The 22,461-nt window shown below is 39.9% G+C and carries 15 protein-coding genes; 13 read left to right on the top strand and 2 right to left on the bottom strand.

Features of this window, described 5'->3' with window-relative positions; genetic code table 11:
* Positions 1-8 precede the first annotated feature (8 nt).
* Positions 9-1,133: a Re/Si-specific NAD(P)(+) transhydrogenase subunit alpha gene (locus AACZ73_RS19520; protein WP_339880494.1), complete on the bottom strand. Its 1,125-nt coding sequence runs from the start codon at positions 1,131-1,133 to the stop codon at positions 9-11.
* A 410-nt stretch (positions 1,134-1,543) separates the two neighbouring features.
* On the opposite strand from AACZ73_RS19520, the gene AACZ73_RS19515 reads away from it, so the two are divergent.
* The 3 genes from AACZ73_RS19515 (at position 1,544) to AACZ73_RS19505 (ending at position 4,322) form a co-directional block, all read left to right on the top strand.
* Entirely contained in the window at positions 1,544-3,004 is a 1,461-nt protein-coding gene (locus AACZ73_RS19515) for a Gfo/Idh/MocA family oxidoreductase (protein ID WP_339880492.1), read from the top strand.
* Between the two features lie 299 nt (positions 3,005-3,303).
* Positions 3,304-3,537, top strand: coding sequence for a hypothetical protein (locus AACZ73_RS19510; protein ID WP_339880490.1), 234 nt, complete (start codon positions 3,304-3,306; stop codon positions 3,535-3,537).
* A 293-nt stretch (positions 3,538-3,830) separates the two neighbouring features.
* Positions 3,831-4,322 carry a heme-binding domain-containing protein gene (locus AACZ73_RS19505; protein ID WP_339880488.1) on the top strand — a complete coding sequence of 164 codons (492 nt, stop codon included), beginning with the start codon at positions 3,831-3,833 and terminating at the stop codon, positions 4,320-4,322.
* A 117-nt stretch (positions 4,323-4,439) separates the two neighbouring features.
* Here AACZ73_RS19505 and AACZ73_RS19500 read toward each other — a convergent pair whose 3' ends face one another.
* Positions 4,440-5,198, bottom strand: a complete 759-nt coding sequence (locus AACZ73_RS19500) for a DUF6503 family protein (RefSeq protein WP_339880487.1) — start codon at positions 5,196-5,198, stop codon at positions 4,440-4,442.
* 208 nt (positions 5,199-5,406) lie between these two features.
* On the opposite strand from AACZ73_RS19500, the gene AACZ73_RS19495 reads away from it, so the two are divergent.
* The 10 genes from AACZ73_RS19495 to AACZ73_RS19450 form a co-directional block, all read left to right on the top strand.
* A complete protein-coding gene (locus AACZ73_RS19495) occupies positions 5,407-6,609 on the top strand; it encodes an FAD-dependent oxidoreductase (RefSeq protein WP_339880486.1) in 1,203 nt (400 codons plus the stop codon).
* A gap of 40 nt (positions 6,610-6,649) precedes the next feature.
* Entirely contained in the window at positions 6,650-7,651 is a 1,002-nt protein-coding gene (locus tag AACZ73_RS19490) for a Gfo/Idh/MocA family oxidoreductase (protein ID WP_339880485.1), read from the top strand.
* Between the two features lie 137 nt (positions 7,652-7,788).
* Entirely contained in the window at positions 7,789-8,583 is a 795-nt protein-coding gene (locus AACZ73_RS19485; protein ID WP_339880483.1) for an SDR family oxidoreductase, read from the top strand.
* Between the two features lie 61 nt (positions 8,584-8,644).
* Positions 8,645-10,852, top strand: coding sequence for an alpha-galactosidase (locus tag AACZ73_RS19480; RefSeq protein ID WP_339880481.1), 2,208 nt, complete (start codon positions 8,645-8,647; stop codon positions 10,850-10,852).
* A gap of 229 nt (positions 10,853-11,081) precedes the next feature.
* Positions 11,082-13,889, top strand: a complete 2,808-nt coding sequence (locus tag AACZ73_RS19475; protein ID WP_339880479.1) for a PQQ-dependent sugar dehydrogenase — start codon at positions 11,082-11,084, stop codon at positions 13,887-13,889.
* A gap of 616 nt (positions 13,890-14,505) precedes the next feature.
* Complete coding sequence (locus tag AACZ73_RS19470) at positions 14,506-15,174, top strand: RNA polymerase sigma-70 factor (RefSeq protein ID WP_339880477.1); 669 nt, start codon at positions 14,506-14,508, stop codon at positions 15,172-15,174.
* A gap of 300 nt (positions 15,175-15,474) precedes the next feature.
* On the top strand, positions 15,475-16,485 hold the full coding sequence (locus AACZ73_RS19465; RefSeq protein ID WP_339880475.1) for a FecR domain-containing protein: 1,011 nt from the start codon (positions 15,475-15,477) through the stop codon (positions 16,483-16,485).
* Positions 16,486-16,634: 149 nt separating this feature from the next.
* Entirely contained in the window at positions 16,635-19,973 is a 3,339-nt protein-coding gene (locus tag AACZ73_RS19460) for a TonB-dependent receptor (protein ID WP_339880473.1), read from the top strand.
* Between the two features lie 10 nt (positions 19,974-19,983).
* A complete protein-coding gene (locus tag AACZ73_RS19455) occupies positions 19,984-21,486 on the top strand; it encodes a RagB/SusD family nutrient uptake outer membrane protein (protein ID WP_339880471.1) in 1,503 nt (500 codons plus the stop codon).
* Positions 21,487-21,636: 150 nt separating this feature from the next.
* On the top strand, positions 21,637-22,461 hold an 825-nt coding region (locus AACZ73_RS19450), incomplete at its 3' end, for a c-type cytochrome domain-containing protein (RefSeq protein ID WP_339880470.1).

Here is a 22,461-nt window from a genome sequence, read left to right as displayed (position 1 = left end):
TTTAATTTTTACTTATTTAATACTTTATTGGTAAATTCATGCACCACCTGACCTTCATAAGTGATCAAAACACCTTTGGTGATTTCTTCTTCCCGATCCAGGTTGAATCCATCTTTGGTAGCTAAATGCAGCAATAAGGTGCTGATGTTAGTTGCATAAAGTTGAGAGGCATTGGTAGACATAAGTGATGGTAAGTTGGACTCACCAATTATTGTCACTCCATATTTTCGGACGATTTGGTCTTTTTCAGAGATCTCACAATTGCCACCTGACTCCACTGCCATATCCACGATCACAGCACCTTTCTTCATGCTTTTGACCATCTCCTCAGTTACTAGAATAGGGGATTTTTTACCCATGACCAATGCGGTAGTAATCACGAGGTCGGAATCCTTGATTTTATTTTGAATAAGTTCTTTTTGCTTTTGTAAAAACTCAGCAGAAACCTCCGCAGCATAGCCACCCTCCACTTTCACTTCTTCCGCTCCTTCCACAGTCAAAAATCTACCTCCAAGAGACTCCACTTGCTCCTTGGTCTCCGGACGTACATCACTTACCTCCACTACTGCACCAAGCCTCTTGGCAGTAGCAATCGCCTGTAAACCCGCTACTCCTGCTCCAAAAATCAACACCTTAGCCGGTGTGATCGTACCCGAAGCAGTCATCATCAGAGGAAATATCTTTTCAAGATAGTTTGCGCCTAAAATCACTGATTTATATCCTGCAAGATTGGCTTGGGAACTTAGGCAATCCATTTTCTGTGCACGTGAGATTCTAGGCACGGCATCCATTGAAAATGAAGTGATGGATTTCTTATTCAATTCAGCGAGCACTTCCGGATGGTTGTACGCATACATGATGGATATGCAAGCGGACCCGTTTTTCATTTGTGCCACTTCTTCTATCGAAAAAAGATTAACTTTAAGAAGCACATCAGAAGCAAAAACATCAGACGCAGTTCCTATGACCGCACCAGCCTCTGTATAATCTTCATCCGAAAAGTTAGAATTGACTCCAGCTCCTTGCTCCACCGTGACCGTAAATTCTTTCTTGATCAATTGCTTGATGACATCGGGACTGAGTGCGACCCTATTCTCACCCTCCTTAGTCTCTTTTAAAACTCCTATTTTCATGTCAGGCTATTTCTATATATTTATTTCAAAGCTATTGCGATTCGATAGTTCAAAGAAAGTATGAAATTATTGTTTCAGCTACCTGCATTAACCTGATTTTCTACTATTTCTTGATATTTTCTATGGACAAATGGAAAATTCTAAAAATAAAACTTAAACCAAAAAACTAACATTTCAACCGTTGAGCTATCGATTGCGCAGTAATTTCAATCCAACTTTTCCAGTTTCACCCAATTTTTTTGGGATAAGTCGCATTATAGCACCCACTCTATTTGAAAATATGTGTTTAAGATGAATTTCAGCTTTACCACTGATCATTCCATATCCAACCTTTAAAAACAAACAGGATTCATCCAGAAAAATAAATTCTTATTTTTAGAATACTTATTTGACCTAAAATTAATAACCTCATGCAGAACCGTAAGAAAAATTCTCAGGGACAGACCCGAAGGGATTTTATTAAAAATGCAGCGATTGCCTCCTCTTTTATGATTGTTCCCCGACATGTTCTGGGCGGAGTAGGATTTATTGCGCCAAGTGACCAATTGAATTTAGCAGCAATCGGAGCCGGTGGAAAAGGTGCCAGCGATATTAGAAATGCCTCAGTAAACGGGCGTGAAAGAGTAGCTGCACTTTGTGATGTTGATTTTTCGGGATCTGCTAAAGCTTCAGTAGAGAGATTCCCAGATGCAAAACGCTATGCTGATTTCCGCGAAATGCTGGATAAAGAAAAAGACATCGATGCGGTGACTATTTCTACCCCAGATCATGTCCATGGTCCAGCAGCAAAATATGCAATGGAACGTGGCAAGCATGTCTATGTGCAGAAACCAATGACTCACAACATCAAGGAAGCAAGGATGCTGACCGAGATGGCAAGAAGCCAAAAAGTGGTAACCCAAATGGGAAATCAAGGCGGATCCAATGAGCTATTGAAGCTTGTCCAAAAATGGGTAGATGATGACAAAATCGGAAAAATCTCTAAAGTAGAAGTTTGGACCAACAGACCAGTTTGGCCACAAGGCGGTGCATTTCCTAAACCAAATCCAAGTGCAAAACCTGAGGCTCTAAACTGGGACCTTTGGCTAGGTCCAGCTCCGGAAATTCCTTATACACCGGAACTTCATCCATTCAGCTGGAGAGGTTGGTGGAATTATGGTACCGGCGCTCTTGGAGATGTAGGATGTCACCTAATTGATATACCTTTCAGAACTCTGGGATTACACTACCCAACAGATGCGGAATGTAGCGTTGGTTCAGTATACAGCGGAATGTGGACTCCGGATTATCATCCAGATGGATGCCCTGCCTCCTCATTTATATCCTTGAATTTTGATGCTACAGCTAAAAGCAAGTCGCCAATCAATATGACGTGGATGGATGGTGGAATAAAACCTGCACATCCAGATATCATTCCTGCCGATCAGGAAATAGGTGGCGGAGCAAACGGTGTATTGATCATTGGTGAAAAAGGAATTATTGCTACGAATATCAATGATTCTTCTCCATTGATGCCAAAGCTTTATCTGAACGACGGAACCCAGGAATTTGGCCCACAGACTGAAGAGAATATCGAACCGGAATACGGTCACCAGAGAAAATGGGTTGATGCATGTAAAGCAGGTTTCGGAAGTGAGGAGCATAAAGGCTTGACGTCTTCTTTCGACTACGCAGGGCCGATGACTGAAACAGTTCTAATGGGTAACCTCGCTATCCGCAGCTACATGCTTCGTAGAGAAAACAGTAAAGGTCAACCTGAATTCTACGGTCGTAAGAAATTGCTTTGGGATGGAGACAAACTTCTCATCACAAACTTCGAAGAAGCCAACCAATTTGTAGGAAGAACGTACAGAGAAGGGTGGGAAATGTAATTTTCTCTCAGAAATAAATCAGTCGAAACCCGTTCAAGTTGATTTTGAACGGGTTTCGATATTTTAAAACCTATGTATAAACCAATCAATTCTTAAATCTCTCCAACCAGAAATCTTCTTCAGACTTCTTTGAAATGAATTTAGATTAGATATATTGTGGCAATCGTGAGTTAAGTCTAAGAAATCACTAGAAAAACTAGAAATAATCAACAAAAAGTAGGATTTTATTTATAATAATCCCTCTCAAGTTTTTTAAAATGATGATCACCTTAGATTGGCAGGAAAAAAATAAATAATAAATGGCACAAATGATTAAAAAGGGAAAAGAACTAATACGTATCTGTCCTACCAATACGCTCAAAATTGAATATTCTGTCGATGAAGGCGAGAGTTGGAATCAAAGATATATGGGAAATCCTGCCAGTCCAGGTGAATTTACAGAACTATCTGATGGTGGAAAAGAATTGTTAGGAGAAGGTCCTAAGGGTAATTTTTATTCCAAAAATAAAGGCAAATCCTGGCACAAAAGATAATTAATTCTTCCAGGTCTGAATAGCTTCTTTCATACAGTTAGCTTATTCGGTCACCTACCTCCTATAGAGAAACTTTTATTATTCCTGCTCTAAACAAGCCGCAGAATTAGACAGGTTTAATTTTAAAAATCAAGAAAAGCTACCTTCAGTATTTCTAATTAGGCTCTACTACCAGTGGTGAGCCAACAGTAATTTAGCCAATTCAACTCATAGTAAGGATTGTCTTTCTCTTGATTTTTGGATACCTTAAACCATGACATCTTCTGTTAGTCTAACTTGAAATTCTTTGGGCCATGCTGAAAAAAATCGGATTAGTAATTTTAGTCGTCTTAGTAATCATACAGTTTATCCCTTATGAGAAAAACGAGGGAAAACCTGCTGAGCATCCTATTTCTGGCAGTTACGATATTCCTGACAATGTAAACAAGTTACTCATAAATGCTTGTAATAATTGCCATACCAATACCTCCGAATATCCATGGTATGCCAGCATAGAACCAGTAGGATTTTGGTTAAACGGGCACATTCAGGATGGCAAGAGACATTTGAATTTCGACGAATTCACTAATCGTCCATTGGCTTGGCAAAATCATAAATTTGAAGAGACTATTGAGATGGTTGAGGACCAGGAGATGCCGCTAGAGTCCTATACTTATTTCGGACTTCATCCTGAAGCAAACCTTTCAGAAGCTGATCGACAATTAATTATCGATTGGGCTAATGATCAAATGGCATATCTCAAGGCAACATATCCGGCTGATAGTTTGGTAATGAAGAGAAGATAACCTCCAGAGTAAGACGTCAGATGAGTTTTATAGGTCAGAGTGAGCTGATTTTCTTATTTAGAAATACACCAAAAAACCCTTAGGGAAATTTGAGTGTGCATTTTTATTTCAGCGAGATCATTCAACTGAGCCAATTTTTGTATAAAACGAAGCTGGTTTCTTATCCTTGGAAAGTGAAATATCCATGAAATTCACGCGATTTCTATCGCCAGATATTTCTCCGTTTTCTACTTTTTGCCAAGCTATAGACGTAGGCATGCTAATTTCATTTACCTGAGCCCATTCATCATATTTGACCCAATTAGGAGGACCATCTTTCAGTTCCTTTCCAAATGTAGCCTTATAACCCAACCATGACATTTGATAGGTTTCAGGATCATAATGTAACATGTATACATCTTTGGAAGAAGATCCCACTCCTGCAGCATAGGTGATCTTAAAGCCAGGATAATTTTTGCCTCCATAAGCTAAAGGCGGTGTTTCATCGTAAGAAATGCCTTTATCCGCCATCACAAAAGGCATAGCGAAAAAGTAAAACATCAGGTTATGTCTAAATGAAGGATCATCATTGTATTCACCTGACTTTTCTTTAACCCAAGCTGAGTCTCCATCAAATCCAATATCAAATGAAGGCGTCATCACTCTATCCATTCTGGAATGTAAGTCTATGGTATGTATCTCGTTGAATTCTCCTTTGGGAATTGAAAATTGAAGCGTTTGCATTTCATTCCAGTTCTGTAAACCTCCATGGGCGTTCATCACTTTCAACAATTCTGTAGGTAATCTGTCCACAGAATTGTCAGTTTGCTCCACTTCTCCAGATGAGCATGCGAATAGTCCAAATACCAAATAAATTCCAAGCGCTAGATTTTTCATAGCAACAAAATTGACTCAAAAAGATTATGACTGCAAGCATACAACTGGCTAACAACGTCTTATGGAAGACAAATCTGAAATTTTACAGCAAAAATTAAAAACAACTACTCTCTAGTTTAGTTAATCTGAAAATTTTGTTCCCTGAATAAAATCCGATTCACATACAGACTATTTTTACTCTAGGCTAACCTACCTTCCTAAAAAATTTATGAGATTACGAACGTTTGAATCATTCTGGCTCATAAAAAACGGGCTATTGCATAGTTATCCTTTTTTAGACAAAGCTTTAAAGACGGATATTCTGGTTATCGGAGGAGGTATAACAGGCGCTTTGGTTAGTCATGCTTTGATGGAAAAAGGCTATCAGGTGGCACTGATTGAGAAGAGAGATATCGCGCAGGGAAGCACTTCAGCCACCACGAGCATGCTTCAATATGAGATCGACGTTTCTCTGACGGATCTTGCGGAGCAAATTGGAGAAAAAGCCGCTGCAACCTGTTATCAAGCAGGCAGAAGAGCGATTCAAGCCATAGCGAAATTGGTTAAAGAAAACAAACTGGACTGCGGCTTTGAGTCCAAGGAGTCTCTTTATTTTGCACATAGTAAGGAAGCCGCAAAGAAATTAAAACAAGAGTTTGAGATAAGGGAAAAACATAAGCTAGGAGTTACCTGGCTATCGGCTAAAGAAATCAAAACTACTTACGGTATTATCTGCTTTGGGGGAATCCTTTCCGATACAGCAGCGAGTTTGGATGCCTATAAATTCGCTCATGAACTCATCAAATTAAATGTGGATCGAGGCATGAAAGTCTATGATCAAACGGAGATTACTGAATTCAAGTTAAATCAAAAAAAGCCGGAAGTTCTCACCAGTGATGGAGTGAAGATTTCCTGTGGCAAAGTGATTTTCTGTTCTGGTTTTGAAACTACCAGAATGCTTAAGGAAAATATTGCTGATTTATTTGACACCTATGCTACAGTCAGTGAACAACGTATCACCTTAAAGCCAAAATTTTACAAAACTCTCTTTTGGAATACATCCGAGCCATATTTATACATGAGGATGACGGATGATGGCCGCCTGCTCATAGGTGGTGAGGATTCTCAATTCCGTATGCCACTGTTCCAACAAAGTATCAAGGAAAAAAAATCCACTAAACTTCAAGAGACATTACAAGAGATAATGCCATCTATCGATTTTATCGAAGATTTCAGCTGGGCTGGTACTTTCGGATCAACTAAAGATGGTTTGCCTTATATTGGAAAATCACCCGAATATGACAATTCCCTATTTGTCTTAGGTTTCGGGGGCAATGGTATTACTTTTTCCATTCAGGCGATGGACATAATCACCGCGCTTTTAGAAGGTGAAAATCCGGAATTGGCAGAATATTATAGATTTGGGAGATAAACATAGAGTCTCTTAAAAGTGAATGCCTTATTTTTAAAATATGAGCAAAATCCAAGATACCGAAGTAAGATGGGGAATTCTCGGCGTAGGAAATGTCTGCGAAGTGAAATCAGCCCCTGCAATGAATCTCGTTTTAAATAGCAAAATAGAGGCTGTGATGCGTCGCTCGGAAGAAAAAGTGAAAGACTACGCTGAGCGTCACGGAGTCTCCAAGTGGTACACTTCCGCTACAGACCTGATCAATGATCCTGAAGTCAACGCCATCTACATTGCCACTCCTCCAAATGCCCATCTGGAATTGGCAAAACTTGCCGCGGCAGCGGGAAAGCCCGTCTACGTAGAAAAACCCATGGCTAGGACACACGCCGAATGCATGGAAATGATTGAAGTGTGCGAGAAAGCAAATGTCCCGCTTTACGTAGCATATTACAGAAGAGAATTACCTCATTTTCTTAAAATCAAAGAACTTATAGAAGCGGGGGTTTTAGGAACAATACGAACTGTCCATATCAACCTCAAGCAAACATTAAAACCTCAGGTAATTTCCCACGTGGAGACCAATTGGAGAATTGATCCTCAAATCGCCGGAGGAGGATACTTTTTTGATTTGGCCTCACACCAACTGGATCTGATGGATTTTTTCTTCGGGAAAATCACTCACGCTTACGGCTTTGCTTCCAATCAGGCTAAAACATACGAAGCAGAAGATATTGTCACAGGAAGTTTTGTCTTCGATAGTGGCGTTCTTGGCTCAGGTAACTGGTGTTTTACGACTTCAGCAAATGCAGAAATTGACGAAACCATCATTTATGGTAGCAAAGGGAATATCCGTTTTGCGACTTTTGGAAAAGGGGAATTCGAATTAGACACGGATGAAAAAGGAATAGAGACCTTCTCTTTCGAATTACCTAAACACATTCAGGAACCTCTAATCAAAACCATAGTCGGAGATCTGCTAGGAACGGCAACCTGCAAAAGCACAGGTATAAGTGGAGCAAGAGCCAATTGGGCTATGGATCAATTGGTGAAGGCAAGAGTGTAATATCCCATCGGGTAAACTCAGGGCATTTTTTAGCCAGAATTTTACGCTCATCCGAATTTTCTTATTCTCTACTTAGTTTAATCAAGCATGTGGCACTTCGCTGCTTTTGAACTAACCATTTTTAATCATTACAATCAATGGACTTAAAATTAGAAGACAAAAAAGTATTTATCTCTGGTTCCACTGCTGGAATTGGTTATGCTACCGCAAAGAGATTCCTGATGGAAGGAGCAACAGTAATTATTAACGGCAGATCTCAAGAAGGCATAGATAAGGCTATCTCAGAACTAAAATCGGAAACTGGTTCTGATAAAGTCACCGGGATTCCGGCAGATTTCTCCAAAGTGGAAGAAGTAGACAACTTATTGGAAGCACTTCCTGAAGTAGATATTCTGATCAACAATGCTGGCATTTTTGAGCCAAAAGCTTTTGCTGAAATTCCTGACGAAGATTGGTTTAGGTTTTTTGAAGTAAATGTGCTTAGCGGAATCAGGCTATCCAGGCAGTATTTTCCTAAAATGCTGGAAAAAAACTGGGGCAGAATCATCTTCATCTCAAGTGAATCAGGCGTATTTATTCCTGATGAAATGATTCATTATGGCATGACTAAAACTGCTCAGCTCGCCGTGGCAAGAGGTTTGGCTGAGCTTACCAAAGGCACCAATGTCACCGTTAACTCAATTTTGCCTGGACCAACAAAATCCAAAGGTGTAGGCAAATTCATCGAAGATATGTCATCTTCAAGTGGAAAATCCGTTGAAAAGGTTGAGGAAGAATTCTTTCAGGACATGAGGCCAACTTCATTGATTCAGCGCTTTGCATCCGTAGAAGAAGTGGCAGATACGTTAGTTTATTACTCAAGCCCGTTGGCTTCAGCTACCAATGGCGCATCAATCCGCGTCGAAGGTGGATTGGTGAAATCAATTATCTAAATAAGTATTGCCTTGTCAATACAATATTTGTTTATTGACAAAGCAAAACCACGATTAAATCATGCTGAAGGGTATTTTTGGAAAGCTATTTCTTTGGTCAAGACCATCAGGTCTTATTAAAGGATTTCAAATTTATTCTTCAGTATTTTTTTTCATCCTGATCAGTTTCACTGCTTTTTCGCAGCAAACTAAAGACGACTGGCTGCTTTTCAATAAATCCTTTCCTGCAGAATTAACTACCACTTCAGAGAACGAACTCACCCTCAGCAATGGACTCGTGCAGCGCAGCTTTTACCTCTCCCCCAACCTAGTTTGTTACGATTTTAAAAATCTCATGAATGGAGAGCAACTCCTTCGTTCAGTTTTGCCTGAAGCCAGACTTACTATTGATGGGGAAAAATATGATGTCGGAGGAAAACTCGAGCTATCCGAAAAAGGCTATTTTCTGAATCAATGGCTTAAAGATTTGGAAAAAGGAGATAATAATTTCCAGTACCAAAGCTATAAAGTCTCTGAAATCACTCCCCACTTCTCCACAAAAATTGCTTACTGGACAGGCAAACCTCTTCCCGCAAAAGGTATCAAAATTTCATTTTCTTACACACATCCAAAACTTTCAGGCTTTGCTCTTGAGGTGCACTATGAAATTTTTGACAATCTTCCGCTAATCTCAAAGTACCTGACGATTGACAATCAAGGCAATAGAACCTACCAACTCGATCAGGTCAAGCACGAAATGCTGGCTGTCGTAGAGGAGGAATCTGCTGTGGTAGGTGCCACCGACAAAATGAAAAAGCAGCATCAACTGTATGTTGAAAACAATTTTGCCTTCAATAATGCCATGCACGCCGAACTAAGCAACCAGGCTTCACATTGGAAAATGGACTCCAGCTATACTTCTCAAGTCAATTATAACTACGAAACACCGGCAGTTTTGGAAATATATCCTGAGAAAGGTGTGGGGATTTCGCTTGGACCGGGTGAGGCTTTTGAATCAATCCGGAGCTACGAACTCGTGCTGGACAGTTATGATCGGGAGAGAAATGGATTGGCAAGGAAGAAGATGTACCGAACCATTGCCCCATGGGTGCTTCAGAATCCAATATTTATGCACTTGGTGAGCAAAAATGATGAAGAGGTAAAAACTGCCATAGATCAGTGTGTAGCCACAGGTTATGAAGCATTGATTCTCAGTTTTGGTAGCCACATTAATATGGAAGACAATTCACCCGAAAATATCTCCCGCTGGAAATCGCTCGCGGATTACGCACATGAACGGGGAATAAAAATCGGCGGGTACTCACTTTTTAGCTCCCGAAGTATAAATGCCGAAAATGACGTCATCAGTCCAATTACCGGCAAACCGGGAGGAGCCTTTTTTGGAAATGCACCCTGCCTGGCCAGTGAATGGGGTTTGGAATATCTTCAAAAACTTAAAAGTTTTTACACTGAAACAGGTTTCGATATTTTTGAGAATGACGGCCCATATCCAGGAGATGTATGCGCCTCCACCTCCCATCCCGGTCACCAAGGCTTGGAGGATTCCCAATGGGTTCAGATGAATCTACAGAAGGAATTGTACCATTGGATGAATGGTAGGGGAATCTACATCAACGCACCTGACTGGTATTTCTTAGATGGTTCTCACAAAATCGCCCTAGGATACCGTGAAGTCAATTTCTCTCTTTCGCGTGAACAACAAAAAATCCTAAACCGACAAAACATCCACGATGGAACCTGGGAAAAGACTCCTTCCATGGGCTGGGGTTTTGTGCCATTGACTGCCTATCATGGAGGTGGAGAAAATGCGGTTTTGGAACCTCTTTCAGAACACCTGAGCGATTACAAGCAATTGATGATGCAATATTATGGTGCAGGTGTGCAAGCTTGCTACCGAGGCCCAAGATTGTATGATACTGAGGAAACAAAGGAAGTAGTCATCGAAGTGATCGACTGGTATAAGAAATATCGTGATATCCTCAATGCGGATATCGTAAGACTCCGAAGAGCGGATGGCCGGGATTGGGATGGATGGATACATGTGGACCCAACTGGAAAAGAAAAGGGTTTGGGAATGCTTTTCAACCCAACCTCCGAGCCTATCAGCAAAACTATCTCTGTGCCTCTCTACTATTCGGGATTAGACAAAACTGCTTCGATCACATTTGAAAACGGAGAAATGGAAAGTTTTCTATTGGATAGAGATTACGTTATTGACATTCCAGTAGAAATACCGGCGGGCGGATACACTTGGTTTGTAGTGAAGTAAATTGTTGAATTGCTGAAAATCAATTTTGTAGGCCTTAAAAATAATTTCTTCAAAACCATATTTTTTCAATTTGACACAATATATTTAGCGTCAGAAATGTCTAATCCGGAAAAATATTAGCAGGCTAATTCAATCTTGCTTTTCTGCGGATAATAGACTGAACTAGATAAAAATTTATCCATATAAGGGAACATTTCTGACTGTACCTATTTGCCCAAAACAAAAACCTATGAAACAAACTTACCGATCTACAGCAGTGTTGAGCTTTGCGCTGTTACTGGGATTTTTCTCCTGCTCCAAACCAGAACCTACAGAATCCAAAGAAAAGCCTGATGAAAATCGCTTTACCAAAGTCGTGCTCACAGAAGGCATGGACGAACCGATGGAAATGACTTTTTTACCTGATAAAAAAATTCTTTTTGTAGAGAGAAAAGGCGGTGTGAAAATTCTTGATGAAAAGACAGGCGAAGTGACTTTGGTTGCTACCATTCCTGTCAATACTAAATACACCAACAAAGAAGGAGTAGTTCGTGAGGCAGAAGAAGGTCTGATGGGCGTAATCGTACATCCTGACTATGAAAAAAATCACTGGATCTATCTGTATTACGCTGATCCTGAAGATACCCAACATATACTTACCAGATGGGAACTGGATGGAAACACCTTGGTGGAGTCATCCAAAAAGGTCATTTTAACAATCCCGACTCAGCGTCAAGAATGCTGCCACACAGGTGGTGGGATGGTATTTGATCAGGAAGGCAACTTGTACTTAACCGTAGGAAATAATACCGTCAATCCAACTTCAGGAACTTCTAATCTTGATGAGCGTCCAGGCCATGAAAACTCAGATGATCAGCGTGCTCCGGGCAACACTAATGATTTGCGAGGCAAAATACTCAGAATCCATCCTGAGGATGACGGAACTTACACTATTCCTGAGGGTAATCTTTTTCCTGAAGGAACCGAAAAAACCAGACCTGAGATCTATACCATGGGACATAGAAATCCTTGGAGACCAACTTTGGATAGCAAGACCGGCTATTTGTACTGGGGTGAAGTAGGTCCAGATGCTGCAAAAGATTCGATCTGGGGACCAAGAGGATATGATGAATTCAATCAGGCAAAAGGTCCTGGCTTCTTCGGATGGCCATATTTTATCGGTGACAATATTCCTTATAACCGACATGATTTGGAGACAGACACCTATGGTGAACCATTCGATGTGAATAAACCGGTAAATGAATCAGTGAATAATACAGGTCTAGTGGACTTACCAACTCCAGTGGTTCCCGCCATGATCTGGTATCCTTATGGTGTATCGGAGCAGTTCCCGATTTTGGGAAGCTCAGGAAGAAGTGCTACGGGCGGCCCGGTATTTAGAAAAGCAGATTTCAGATCTGATGCTCCTTACGTTTTCCCTGCTTACTACGAAGGCAAATGGCTTCTGGTGGATTTCATGAGAGGTTGGATCATGTCTGTGACCATGGATGGAAATGGCGATTTTGAATCCATGGAAAGATTCCTCCCAAATGAGACTTTTAGCTCTGCTATTGATATGGACTTTGGTCCGGACGGTGCACTTTATGTTTTGGAATATGGAAGTGCCTGGTTTCGTGGAAATGCCAATTCCAGAATAGTAAAAATTGAATATAATGCAGGAAACCGCAAGCCTAATGTAATGGCTACTTCGGATAAGATGTCGGGAGCAATTCCATTTACTGCCAATTTCTCGTCAGAAGGTACCGACGATTACGATGAGTACGATCAGGGCAACTTGGAATATACCTGGAAAATAAATGGTGTAAATGGTAAGACTACTGAGCTAAAAGGGGCTGATGCTTCCTTCACATTTGAAGAAGAAGGCAAACATCAGGTGACACTTACAGTAACTGACACCAAAGGCGAGGCGAATACATCTTCCTTCGATGTCATTGCAGGAAATGCAGCACCTAAAGTCAGCATTGATTTCAAAGGAGCTAACAAGTCATTTTATTTTGGCGAAAATACCTTGCCCTACATCATTTCTGTAACAGACAATGAAGATGGTGGTACGGCTGACGATAAAATTCAGGAGAATGAAGTTGCAGTTACTTTTGACTATGTGCCATCAGGATTTGATCCAATACATATTGCATCCAAGCAAAGCGGTGCAGAAGCCGAAGCTTTGGAAAATATCGGACGAAATCTTATAGAAACCAGCGATTGCAAATCCTGTCATCAATATTCAGAGACTTCTATTGGACCTAGCTATGATGCAGTGGCAGGCAAATATGAAAACATCCCTGAAAACATCGATATGCTGGTAGACAAAATCATCAACGGCGGAGCTGGAGTATGGGGCGAGCATGCTATGAGCGCCCACCCGCTACTTTCGAAAGCCGATGCTAAACGGATGGTAGATTATATTATGAATATGAATGCGGTGAAAGCTACAGTGAAATCCTTGCCTTTGGATGGCTCAGTGAAGACCATCATTCCTGCAGACGAAGATGGTCAAGGAAGCTTTCTCCTTCATGCAGCATATACAGACAAAGGAAATGGAAATGTTCCGGCATTAGCTGGAAGCGACTACGTTGCTTTAAGAAATCCATACTTGGATCCTCAAACTGCTGAAATCAGAAAAGGAGTAAACTTGCTCACTACTCCTAGTGTGAATTTCTTTATGATAGGTGATCAATCTCATATCGGTTTCAAAAATCTGGATCTGACTGGAATCAAGGAAATCGTTGTGTATGCCAGCATCAGCGGCAGAGTGGACGCCAAAGGCGGATCTGTGGAAATAAGAATTGATTCCCCTACTGGAGAAATGATCGGGCAATCTGAACCATTGGTGGCCAAACAAGGAGGAGGTTTCAGACCACCTGTCGGAATGGATTTCAACGAATGGAGAAGAGGAAATTCTAGTTTGGGAGTTGTCACATTGTCCCCTATCGAAGGAAGACATGATGTATACATCATTTTCAAAAATCCTGCTGTAAAAGGAGAAGAAATCCTCATGAGTGTCAATGAGGTGCAGTTTGTAAGTAGTGCTCAGTAAAAGTTTAGCTTATCATCCAACAGCCCTGTTTCACTATGAGACAGGGCTTTTTTTGCGACGTAATTGTTTCGTGAAATGCTTCATTGCCAGACTGAATACACTACATTTCCATTGATGCCTAACACTATGAATTTTTAGGATTTGTAATACTTAATTTATACAAGACAGCTGTTAATCTAAGCTTAATAAATTGAATTAATAAAAGTAGGAAATCTAAATCCTACAATGGGATTTATTGAGAATGGAAAGATAAAAGAGATGCCCCATTCTATATTAAGATGAAAAAGATTTTTGCTTTAGAATATTTGTATAAACCATATAGTACAGGACGGGGAAAAGTGAAAATTATTTGAACATTATAATTATCCATAATTTTCTTCGCTTACCCAGACATATGCCTTAAGACAGGTGATTGAAGAGGGCTAAATGTTAGTGTTAACCAAATCCTTTATTTGTGTTTTCTCTTTACTGGTAGAAAAGTGGATATACACATTCAATATCATGTATCTAATAAACGTATTTTTTATTTAAAGACAAATTGAAACAAACTGTTTAACTATGTCCGGAATGTTTAAATCTCTTATTGGAATTTTATAAAAACTTAATCGGGAACTCAATGACCTATTCGGCTTCAAATAAAATTCTTCTTGATAGAATATCTACCAATTCCGACAAAAGTGCTTTTTCTGAACTTTTTAAAAGATACCATTCCAAACTTATCTCATTTGCGACTTGTTATTTGCCTAATTATGGAGAGGCCGAGGATATGGTTTCTGAGGTGTTTATCAGACTTCTTCAAAACCATAAGCAGCTGAAAGATATTGAGAACTTTGAAGGCTACCTTTATTATTGTGTAAAGAATCAATGCCTAAATCAGCTTAAAAAAAACAAAAGGAAAAATAGTCTCTTTACTCCTCTTGATTTGCAGGATTTCAAAACAGGAGAATCTACCCAACCTCTTGAACAATTACTTACAAAAGAACTACGTGAGAAAATTACAGCATGCGTAGATAGCTTGCCTCAAAAGAGAAGACTGGTATATAAAATGATCAAAGATGATGGTCTGAATATTGATGAAGTTGCCAAGCTATTAGATATAGCCAATAAAACAGTGAAAAAACACCTAGAATTAGCAGTGAGGGATGTGAAAACTGAAATGAGATTATACCTTTCAAATCAGCATGACCATTCCAATATAATACCCATTTCGAGGAAAGTGAGTGGTTTAGGTGTATTGCTTGTACTAGCTTCTGAGTTTTTTTTGATGACAGGTGAATCACTCTAACACTGTAACAAGTTTAAAATATTCCTGTTACTGAAAATTCTTTTAAAACGCTGATACAACTCTATCCCCCTGCACAAGCAGGAATCTGGTGTTTTTCTTCTATCACACTTTATGCCTTCAAAGCTTGGACTGGAAGCCATAATCCATAGGTTTTCTCAAAAAAGAAAATGGATGTAAAATTTTATATCCAACGATTTTAAAGCCATTTTATATGGATTTGTAATCTAGTGACAATATTTTTTTTTGAAAAATATTTAAAATGCGTTACGCCTTTCCCTGATTTCGGTTGTCTATCACTATGTGAATGTACCTGAAGACCATATTGACCAAATTCTTACAAAGTGGCTTACAAATACTGCCAGCTATGAGGAACTTGAAATTTTAAAAAACTGGGCAAGCCAAAGCGAGGAGAATTTGGAGCTCATGGAGACTTTCCAACAAGTCTGGATGGAAAAGACTGCTGAGCCCATATTGGTAAATGTGGATGAAAAGATAAATGAGATTTGGGAGAAAGGGATGTTGGTCAAGCCGAAGAGATCACTGAAATGGAATCTTATACAAAAATATGCGGCGGCAGCATTAATAGTATTGAGTTCATCTTTCTGGATTTTTTATTCTTCCCAACCAGATAAAGAAAAAGATGCAGATGTAGTGGAGCTTACACCAAGCTACACTTTTAGGGAAAACAAACCTGGCCAAAAGACTAAGATTTTTCTTCCAGATGGCTCAATTGCCTATTTGAACAGCAGTTCAAGAATCAAATATTTGAATGGTTTTATGGGAGATGAAAGACGGGTTTATTTGGAAGGGGAAGCATTTTTTGAAGTGGCTAAGGATGTTTCAAAACCATTTATAGTAGAAAGCAAAACTATAGAAACAATTGCACTGGGTACGGCTTTCAATGTGAACGCTTTTAATGATGAGAAAGAAATGCGTGTCTCGCTAGTAGAAGGAGAAGTGAGGATTAATCAAATGGAAACCAGTGGCAAAACCGTCACTCTTAGTCCTGGCAAGGAGCTGTTGATTTATCCAGAAGCGCATACATTTTTAGAGATGTCATTTGATTTAAATGATGCGATTGGTTGGAAGGAAGGCAAACTGGTCTTTAATCATGCTTCAATTGATGAAGTTACCCAAAAACTGGAAAGATGGTATGGAGTGAAAATTCAGACTAAAGGAAAAGTGCCGGCAAATTGGAAAGTGACTACTGTTTACGAAAATCAAACTTTGAAAAATGTATTAACTGATCTTCAATATTCTAAAAAATTCGCCTATGAAATAATAGACTCAAATGTGATTATCACATTTTAAAAAAACAGAACCAATGGGATTGGATCCCACTGATTCTGAGCTGGTTTAACTAATTGTTTGGACGCAGATTAGCTAGACCTGTCAAAATACTTGTCAGTACTTTTTAACCCAAAATTATGATAAATAAACCTTTACTGCTAATTCTGAAAATGACAAAATACACCCTATATGGTTTTTTGTTTCAGATGCTCGTATTGAACGTGGTACTTGCCCACACAATTAAAGCCCAAAAAATCGATGAAGTCTTTGTGAAAGTTTCTTTCAGCGAAGAAAAATTAATCAAGGTTCTACATGATGTAGAAAAGCAGACAGAGTTTCATTTTACCATTCAGGAAAATGAAAAATATCTGACTCAAAAGATCTCGATAAATCACTCCAATATATCTGTAGAAGACTTACTGAAAGAAATTGGCAAGCAGACAGGCTTGAATTTTCAACAGGTAAATAGAAATATATCCATGTGGCTTGCCAAAAACACTTCTACGACAAATGAAGAACTAGGTATCGCTCAGGGAATAGAAATTATAGGGGAAGTACAGGATAATACAGGAGCAGCTTTACCTGGAGTGACCATAATCGTGGAAGGTTCTACCAGTGGTACAGTTTCGGATATTAATGGCAAATATTCAATTACTGCTGAGCCAGAGGACATTTTATTGTTTTCATTTATTGGTTTCATGCAGCAAAAGATAGCCGTGGGTAACCAAACCGAAATCAATGTAACAATGATGGAGGATGAGAAGGCTCTTGAGGAGGTAGTGGTGATAGGATATGGATCACAGAGAAAAGGAGATATAACCTCAGCTGTTTCTGTCATAGACATGGACGCTATCGGAAATATTCCTACCACAAATGCATCTAGACTTATACAAGGACAAGCTGCCGGAGTCCAAGTACAACAACAATCCGGAACCCCTGGGCAAGATATGAAAATCACTATCCGTGGAATAGGATCTTTGGGTGCCGGAAGTGATCCATTATATGTTGTAGATGGATTTCCTATAGGAACTTCTATAGGAAACATTGTGAATCCAGCTGATATCGAAAGCATTACAGTACTCAAAGATGCTGCTTCCACTGCTATTTATGGTGCAAGGGGCTCAAACGGAGTAGTATTAATCACTACTAAATCCGCCGCATCCGATGTGATAAATTTTCAGCTATTTGTAAATCAAGGTATTACAAATATACCAACATCTAGGCGTACAAAAATGATGAGTGGAAAAGAGTTCGCTTATTTTAAGAATGAGAGCTTTGTAGACAAAATCAGATATTTTGAAAATCGTGAACCTAATATCGAGGAAATACCGGCAGAGTTTAGATATCCTGAAGAAACCACCGTTAATACAGATTGGTTTGAAGAGATCTTAAATCAAAATGCAAGCTTCACCAATATCAATGGTACTTTAACAGCAGGTAAGGGCACTTTTAAGACAATCGCATCCTTGGGATATATTAACCAAGAAGGTGCAGTGATAAAAACCGATTACAACCGTTTTAATGCAAGGGTAAATGTTGAAGGTAAAATCAATGATTTCCTGACCATAGGATGGAATATGTCAGCAGCACATATTGAAGAAAACTACGCTCCTACCAATGGTCGGGATGGTGTGATAGGAAGAGCACTTTGGGCTGATCCTAGATACCCTGTTTATAACGAGGATGGAAGTTACAATTCCTATATAGGTGGGACCAATGGTGTTTTCGGTACAGCTAATATCGTTCAGGAGCTGAATGAAGTAACGAGGACCAGAGTTAGCAATAACATTTTAGGAAATGGCTATATCGAGTTAACCTTTTTAAAAAACTTCAAATTTCGAAGCTCTGTCAATGCTATTTATAATGGTAGTGAGCAGAAAGAATTTAGACCCTCAACTCTTGCTGGCACTGGGTATAATCAGCCACCTCCCAGTGTAGCTACACTCGGCCAGTCTACCTATAACACATATAATATTTCAGGAGATCAGCTGCTAAGTTATTCGAAGAACTTTAATTCCCATAGAATAGAAGGTCTGATAGGGTTTTCTGCCCAACAAGAAAATACCACGTTTCTTTTAGGAAATGGGAATACATTTCCAAACGATGAAAATAGATACTTGAGTGCAGCATCTGTTCAAACGACAAGCTCAGGAGAATATGGATGGAGCCTACTGGCCTACTTTATGCGAGCGAACTACTCTTACAAGGATAAATATCTCGCTTCCGCTTCTATCCGAAGAGAAGGAAGCTCTAGATTTGGCACTAATAACAAGTATGGTGATTTCCCCGCACTTTCTATTGGGTGGAGGATTTATGAAGAAGATTTTTTTCCAAAGGCACAATGGATTACTGACTTAAAACTTCGCGGTAGCTTTGGCGTCACCGGAAATAATGCAATAGGAAACTATTCCAGTTACTCAAATCTCCGAATTTCTAATTATGTGTTAGGTGGAGTACTTGTAAATGGCCAAGTGTTGGCAAATTTTGGGAACAGTAACCTAGGGTGGGAACAAAGTCAGCAAACTGACATTGGACTTGATTTGGCACTATTCGACAATCGTCTGGTTGTAACGGCAGAATACTACAACAGATTGACTGACGATATGCTGCTATCCGTCGAGATGCCATCAGTATCTGGCTTCACTCAATCTCTGAACAATGTTGGAAAAGTAAAAAACAACGGCTTTGAGCTTGGGCTGGATTTTAGGACTACCGTTAGAAGAGTGAATTTGAGAAGCAATCTGAACTTCACGATGAACAGAAATGAAGTTCTGGAGATCAGGGGTGAGAATGACGCGATTTGGACTGGAGGATTTTACGACACTTACAATGTTTCTAAATCAGGAAGACCTATGGGAATGCTCTATGGCTTTAAAAATTTAGGGATTTTTAATACCGATGATGAAGTAGCCAACTCTCCAACACAAGATGGAGCTATTCCCGGAACATATAAATATGAGGATACTAATGGTGATGGCGTGATCTCCTACGACACACAAGACATGGTGGAAATCGGAAATCCCCATCCAAAATTACTAATGGGCTGGACTATTGGCGGAGACGCTGGCAATTTTGATTTCAATGTGCTTTTTACAGGTGCCTTCAATTATGATGTATTTAGAAATATTGAAGCTACCACAATGAATATGGATGGGGTTTTCAACATCCTACAGTCTGGGGTGAATAGATGGAGATCTGCTGAAAACCCTGATGATGGCGTAGGTGCAACATCAAACACCTGGAAGTGGGAAAGAGAATCAAATTCAAGATATGTTTATGATGCTTCACACGTATGGCTAAGAAATATCACACTTGGCTACACTATTCCTGTCAAAAAATTTAAGAACAATCCCCGTGTATTCCTAAGTGGCGAAAACGTGTTCCTGCTCAGCAAGTTTCCAGGTTCAAACCCTGATGTCAATACAAGAGGAGGGGTTAATCTAGGGGTAGACGATGAAGCATATCCCGTTCCGAGAGTATTCACAATTGGCGCAAGTATCAACTTTTAATTCCTGACCCATGAAACTTATTAAAAAATTTATACTAATCCCTTTCGTACTTATTTTGGCCTCGTCTTGTGACGGATTTCTGGACAAAACTGACCCTACCGTGTTAGTGGTTGATACCTTTTATAAGAATGAGGCGGAAGTCGAACAGGCTGTCAACGGGGTATATGCTCTTCTTCAGGACTACTTCAATAACCAGTGGCAGTTTACTGAATACGTCAGTGATAATACCACGTTAGAGTTTAACGTAGGAGATCGTGGACAAGGACCATCCTTAGAAGCTTTAGAATACTGGCAATACAATCCCGGAACACAAAATTTCGCCACTCTCTACAATAGTTCCTACTATATAATTGCGAATATAAATACCCTATTATTCAATCTAGATCAGGTCGAACTTGACCAAGAAATAAAGGACCAAGCAATCGGGCAGGTAAAGTTCATCCGGGCACAGATGTATTTTGACTTGGTACGCTCCTTTGGAGATGTAGCAATTATCGACACTCCAATTACAAACCCAGAAGACGCTTTTTTGGCAGTTAGAAAACCTGAGGCTGAAGTCTATCAATTCATCCTACAAGATCTTGATGATGCTGTACAAAAATTACCTGCAAATTATGCTCCTACTAAAGCAGGCAAAGTCACGCTTGGTGCAGGACTTACGCTGTTGGCTAAAGTATATTTAACACAGAAAAATTACACAGAATGCTTAAGTACGTTGAATAAAATACTTCCTCTTGGATATACGCTAGTCAATAATTATGCAGATATATTCCTGACAAGCAATAAAAATAACAGCGAATCCATCTGGGAAATCCAATACCAAGGCTTAAGTACTGGAGGTGTAAACAGCTCGTTTATTTATACGTTCGCGCCACGCTCATCAAACGGTTCTGTTATTAATTTCCCAGGACAAAATGGTGGTGGGTGGAATATCCCAACCAATGAAATCATAGCGCTGTATGAAGATGGCGATACAAGAAAAGATGCATCACTGAAAGAAGGATATTTCGATCAATCAGGTGAATGGATACCAGTGCCCTATATCGAAAAGTATAACCATGAACATACAGTTCGGGGAGCTTCAGATGACAACTGGCCTGTGTACCGCTATTCAGATGTGCTTCTTATGCTAGCAGAAACGATTAATGAACTAAGTGGCCCATCAGCCGAAGCCTTTAACTACGTGAACATGGTACGGGAAAGAGCAGGGCTCCCTGCACTATCAGGATTGGACCAAAATGGATTTAGAACTGCGATTTGGAAAGAGAGAAGAATTGAGTTGGCTTTCGAAAATCACAGATGGTTTGACTTAAAAAGAACACTTTCCAACTCAGAGCTTATCCAATTGCTAAAAGCCCATGGACGTTCTGAACTAGAAAATCCTACTACTGATCGTGGAGGAATTCCGTTTTCCAATGGCGATTATCAAATTGAAGAATATCAGTTGCTGTTTCCTATACCAGCTGACCAAATAAGAATTAATCCGAATATTCAACAAAACCCAGGGTATTAATTATAAACGGTATTCTAAGCAAAACTGAAAATAGCAGCGTAGAATACCGTTTACTATAAAACAAAAATGGACAGAAAAGCTGGACATATTCCTAGCCGCATGTGGGTGGATTTGTCAGCTTTTTCTAACTAAAATATAAATATAAAAGTAATGCTAGTAAGTGAATTTTGGCTATGGCAATTTCTGGGAAGACTTCATCCACTAATCGTCCATTTCCCGATTGCATTAATCGTGGTTGCGGCTTTGATGGAGCTTTTCACCTTCGGAAAATTCAACTCGAAGATTCGGCCCGGAATTTTGATTTTAGCTACTATCGGCACAGTGAGTGCAATTGTTGCCGCACCAATGGGTTGGCTTCTGGCAACTAATGAAGGGACGACAGGTAGTACATTAGATCTACATAAATGGATCGGAATCGGAACTGCTGTATTCAGTATGGCCGTCTTGGCAATGATGGTCAAAATCAACAGTAGTCCGTCAAAATCACAAATCACTGGATTTAGATTTCTGCTGTTTTTTACCGCCATCGGTGTTTCGGCTGCGGGGCATTATGGAGGATCTTTGACGCATGGAGAAGATTTCCTTACCGAGATTTTGCCTAGCAGCACAGAGGATGAATCAGAAATAGAAAAAACCCCGATCAACCTTGCTTCCTACAGCACAGAACTCACTCCTGATAAAGAGATGAAACTCATCGGGGAAGTTCGGATGGTCTTGGCGCACAACTGCTACAAGTGCCATAGCGGAGCAAAGATCGAAGGGGAATTACGCTTGGATGAAAAAGAGTTTGTTTTTGCCGGAGGTGAAAATGGTCAGATTCTAATCCCTGGAAATCCCGGGGAAAGTGACATCGTCCGGAGAATAAACCTCGCCAAAAACCATGATGATGTGATGCCTTCCAAGGGCAAACTACTCAGCAAAGACGAACGAGATTTGATTGCGCTTTGGATTGCCAATGGCGCACCTTGGCCAGAT

Origin of the sequence: uncultured Algoriphagus sp., from assembly GCF_963974835.1 — a bacterium.
In the GTDB taxonomy this organism is placed as follows: domain Bacteria; phylum Bacteroidota; class Bacteroidia; order Cytophagales; family Cyclobacteriaceae; genus Algoriphagus.
This window is presented reverse-complemented; position numbering and strand designations above follow the sequence as displayed.

What these genes read in the sequence shown, in the direction of transcription:
- AACZ73_RS19520 (WP_339880494.1), bottom strand. Translation starts at nt 1,133, where the DNA reads ATGAAAATAGGAGTTTTAAAAGAGACTAAGGAGGGTGAGAATAGGGTC.
- AACZ73_RS19515 (WP_339880492.1), top strand. Translation starts at nt 1,544, where the DNA reads ATGCAGAACCGTAAGAAAAATTCTCAGGGACAGACCCGAAGGGATTTT.
- AACZ73_RS19510 (WP_339880490.1), top strand. Translation starts at nt 3,304, where the DNA reads ATGGCACAAATGATTAAAAAGGGAAAAGAACTAATACGTATCTGTCCT.
- AACZ73_RS19505 (WP_339880488.1), top strand. Translation starts at nt 3,831, where the DNA reads ATGCTGAAAAAAATCGGATTAGTAATTTTAGTCGTCTTAGTAATCATA.
- AACZ73_RS19500 (WP_339880487.1), bottom strand. Translation starts at nt 5,198, where the DNA reads ATGAAAAATCTAGCGCTTGGAATTTATTTGGTATTTGGACTATTCGCA.
- AACZ73_RS19495 (WP_339880486.1), top strand. Translation starts at nt 5,407, where the DNA reads ATGAGATTACGAACGTTTGAATCATTCTGGCTCATAAAAAACGGGCTA.
- AACZ73_RS19490 (WP_339880485.1), top strand. Translation starts at nt 6,650, where the DNA reads ATGAGCAAAATCCAAGATACCGAAGTAAGATGGGGAATTCTCGGCGTA.
- AACZ73_RS19485 (WP_339880483.1), top strand. Translation starts at nt 7,789, where the DNA reads ATGGACTTAAAATTAGAAGACAAAAAAGTATTTATCTCTGGTTCCACT.
- AACZ73_RS19480 (WP_339880481.1), top strand. Translation starts at nt 8,645, where the DNA reads ATGCTGAAGGGTATTTTTGGAAAGCTATTTCTTTGGTCAAGACCATCA.
- AACZ73_RS19475 (WP_339880479.1), top strand. Translation starts at nt 11,082, where the DNA reads ATGAAACAAACTTACCGATCTACAGCAGTGTTGAGCTTTGCGCTGTTA.
- AACZ73_RS19470 (WP_339880477.1), top strand. Translation starts at nt 14,506, where the DNA reads ATGACCTATTCGGCTTCAAATAAAATTCTTCTTGATAGAATATCTACC.
- AACZ73_RS19460 (WP_339880473.1), top strand. Translation starts at nt 16,635, where the DNA reads ATGACAAAATACACCCTATATGGTTTTTTGTTTCAGATGCTCGTATTG.
- AACZ73_RS19455 (WP_339880471.1), top strand. Translation starts at nt 19,984, where the DNA reads ATGAAACTTATTAAAAAATTTATACTAATCCCTTTCGTACTTATTTTG.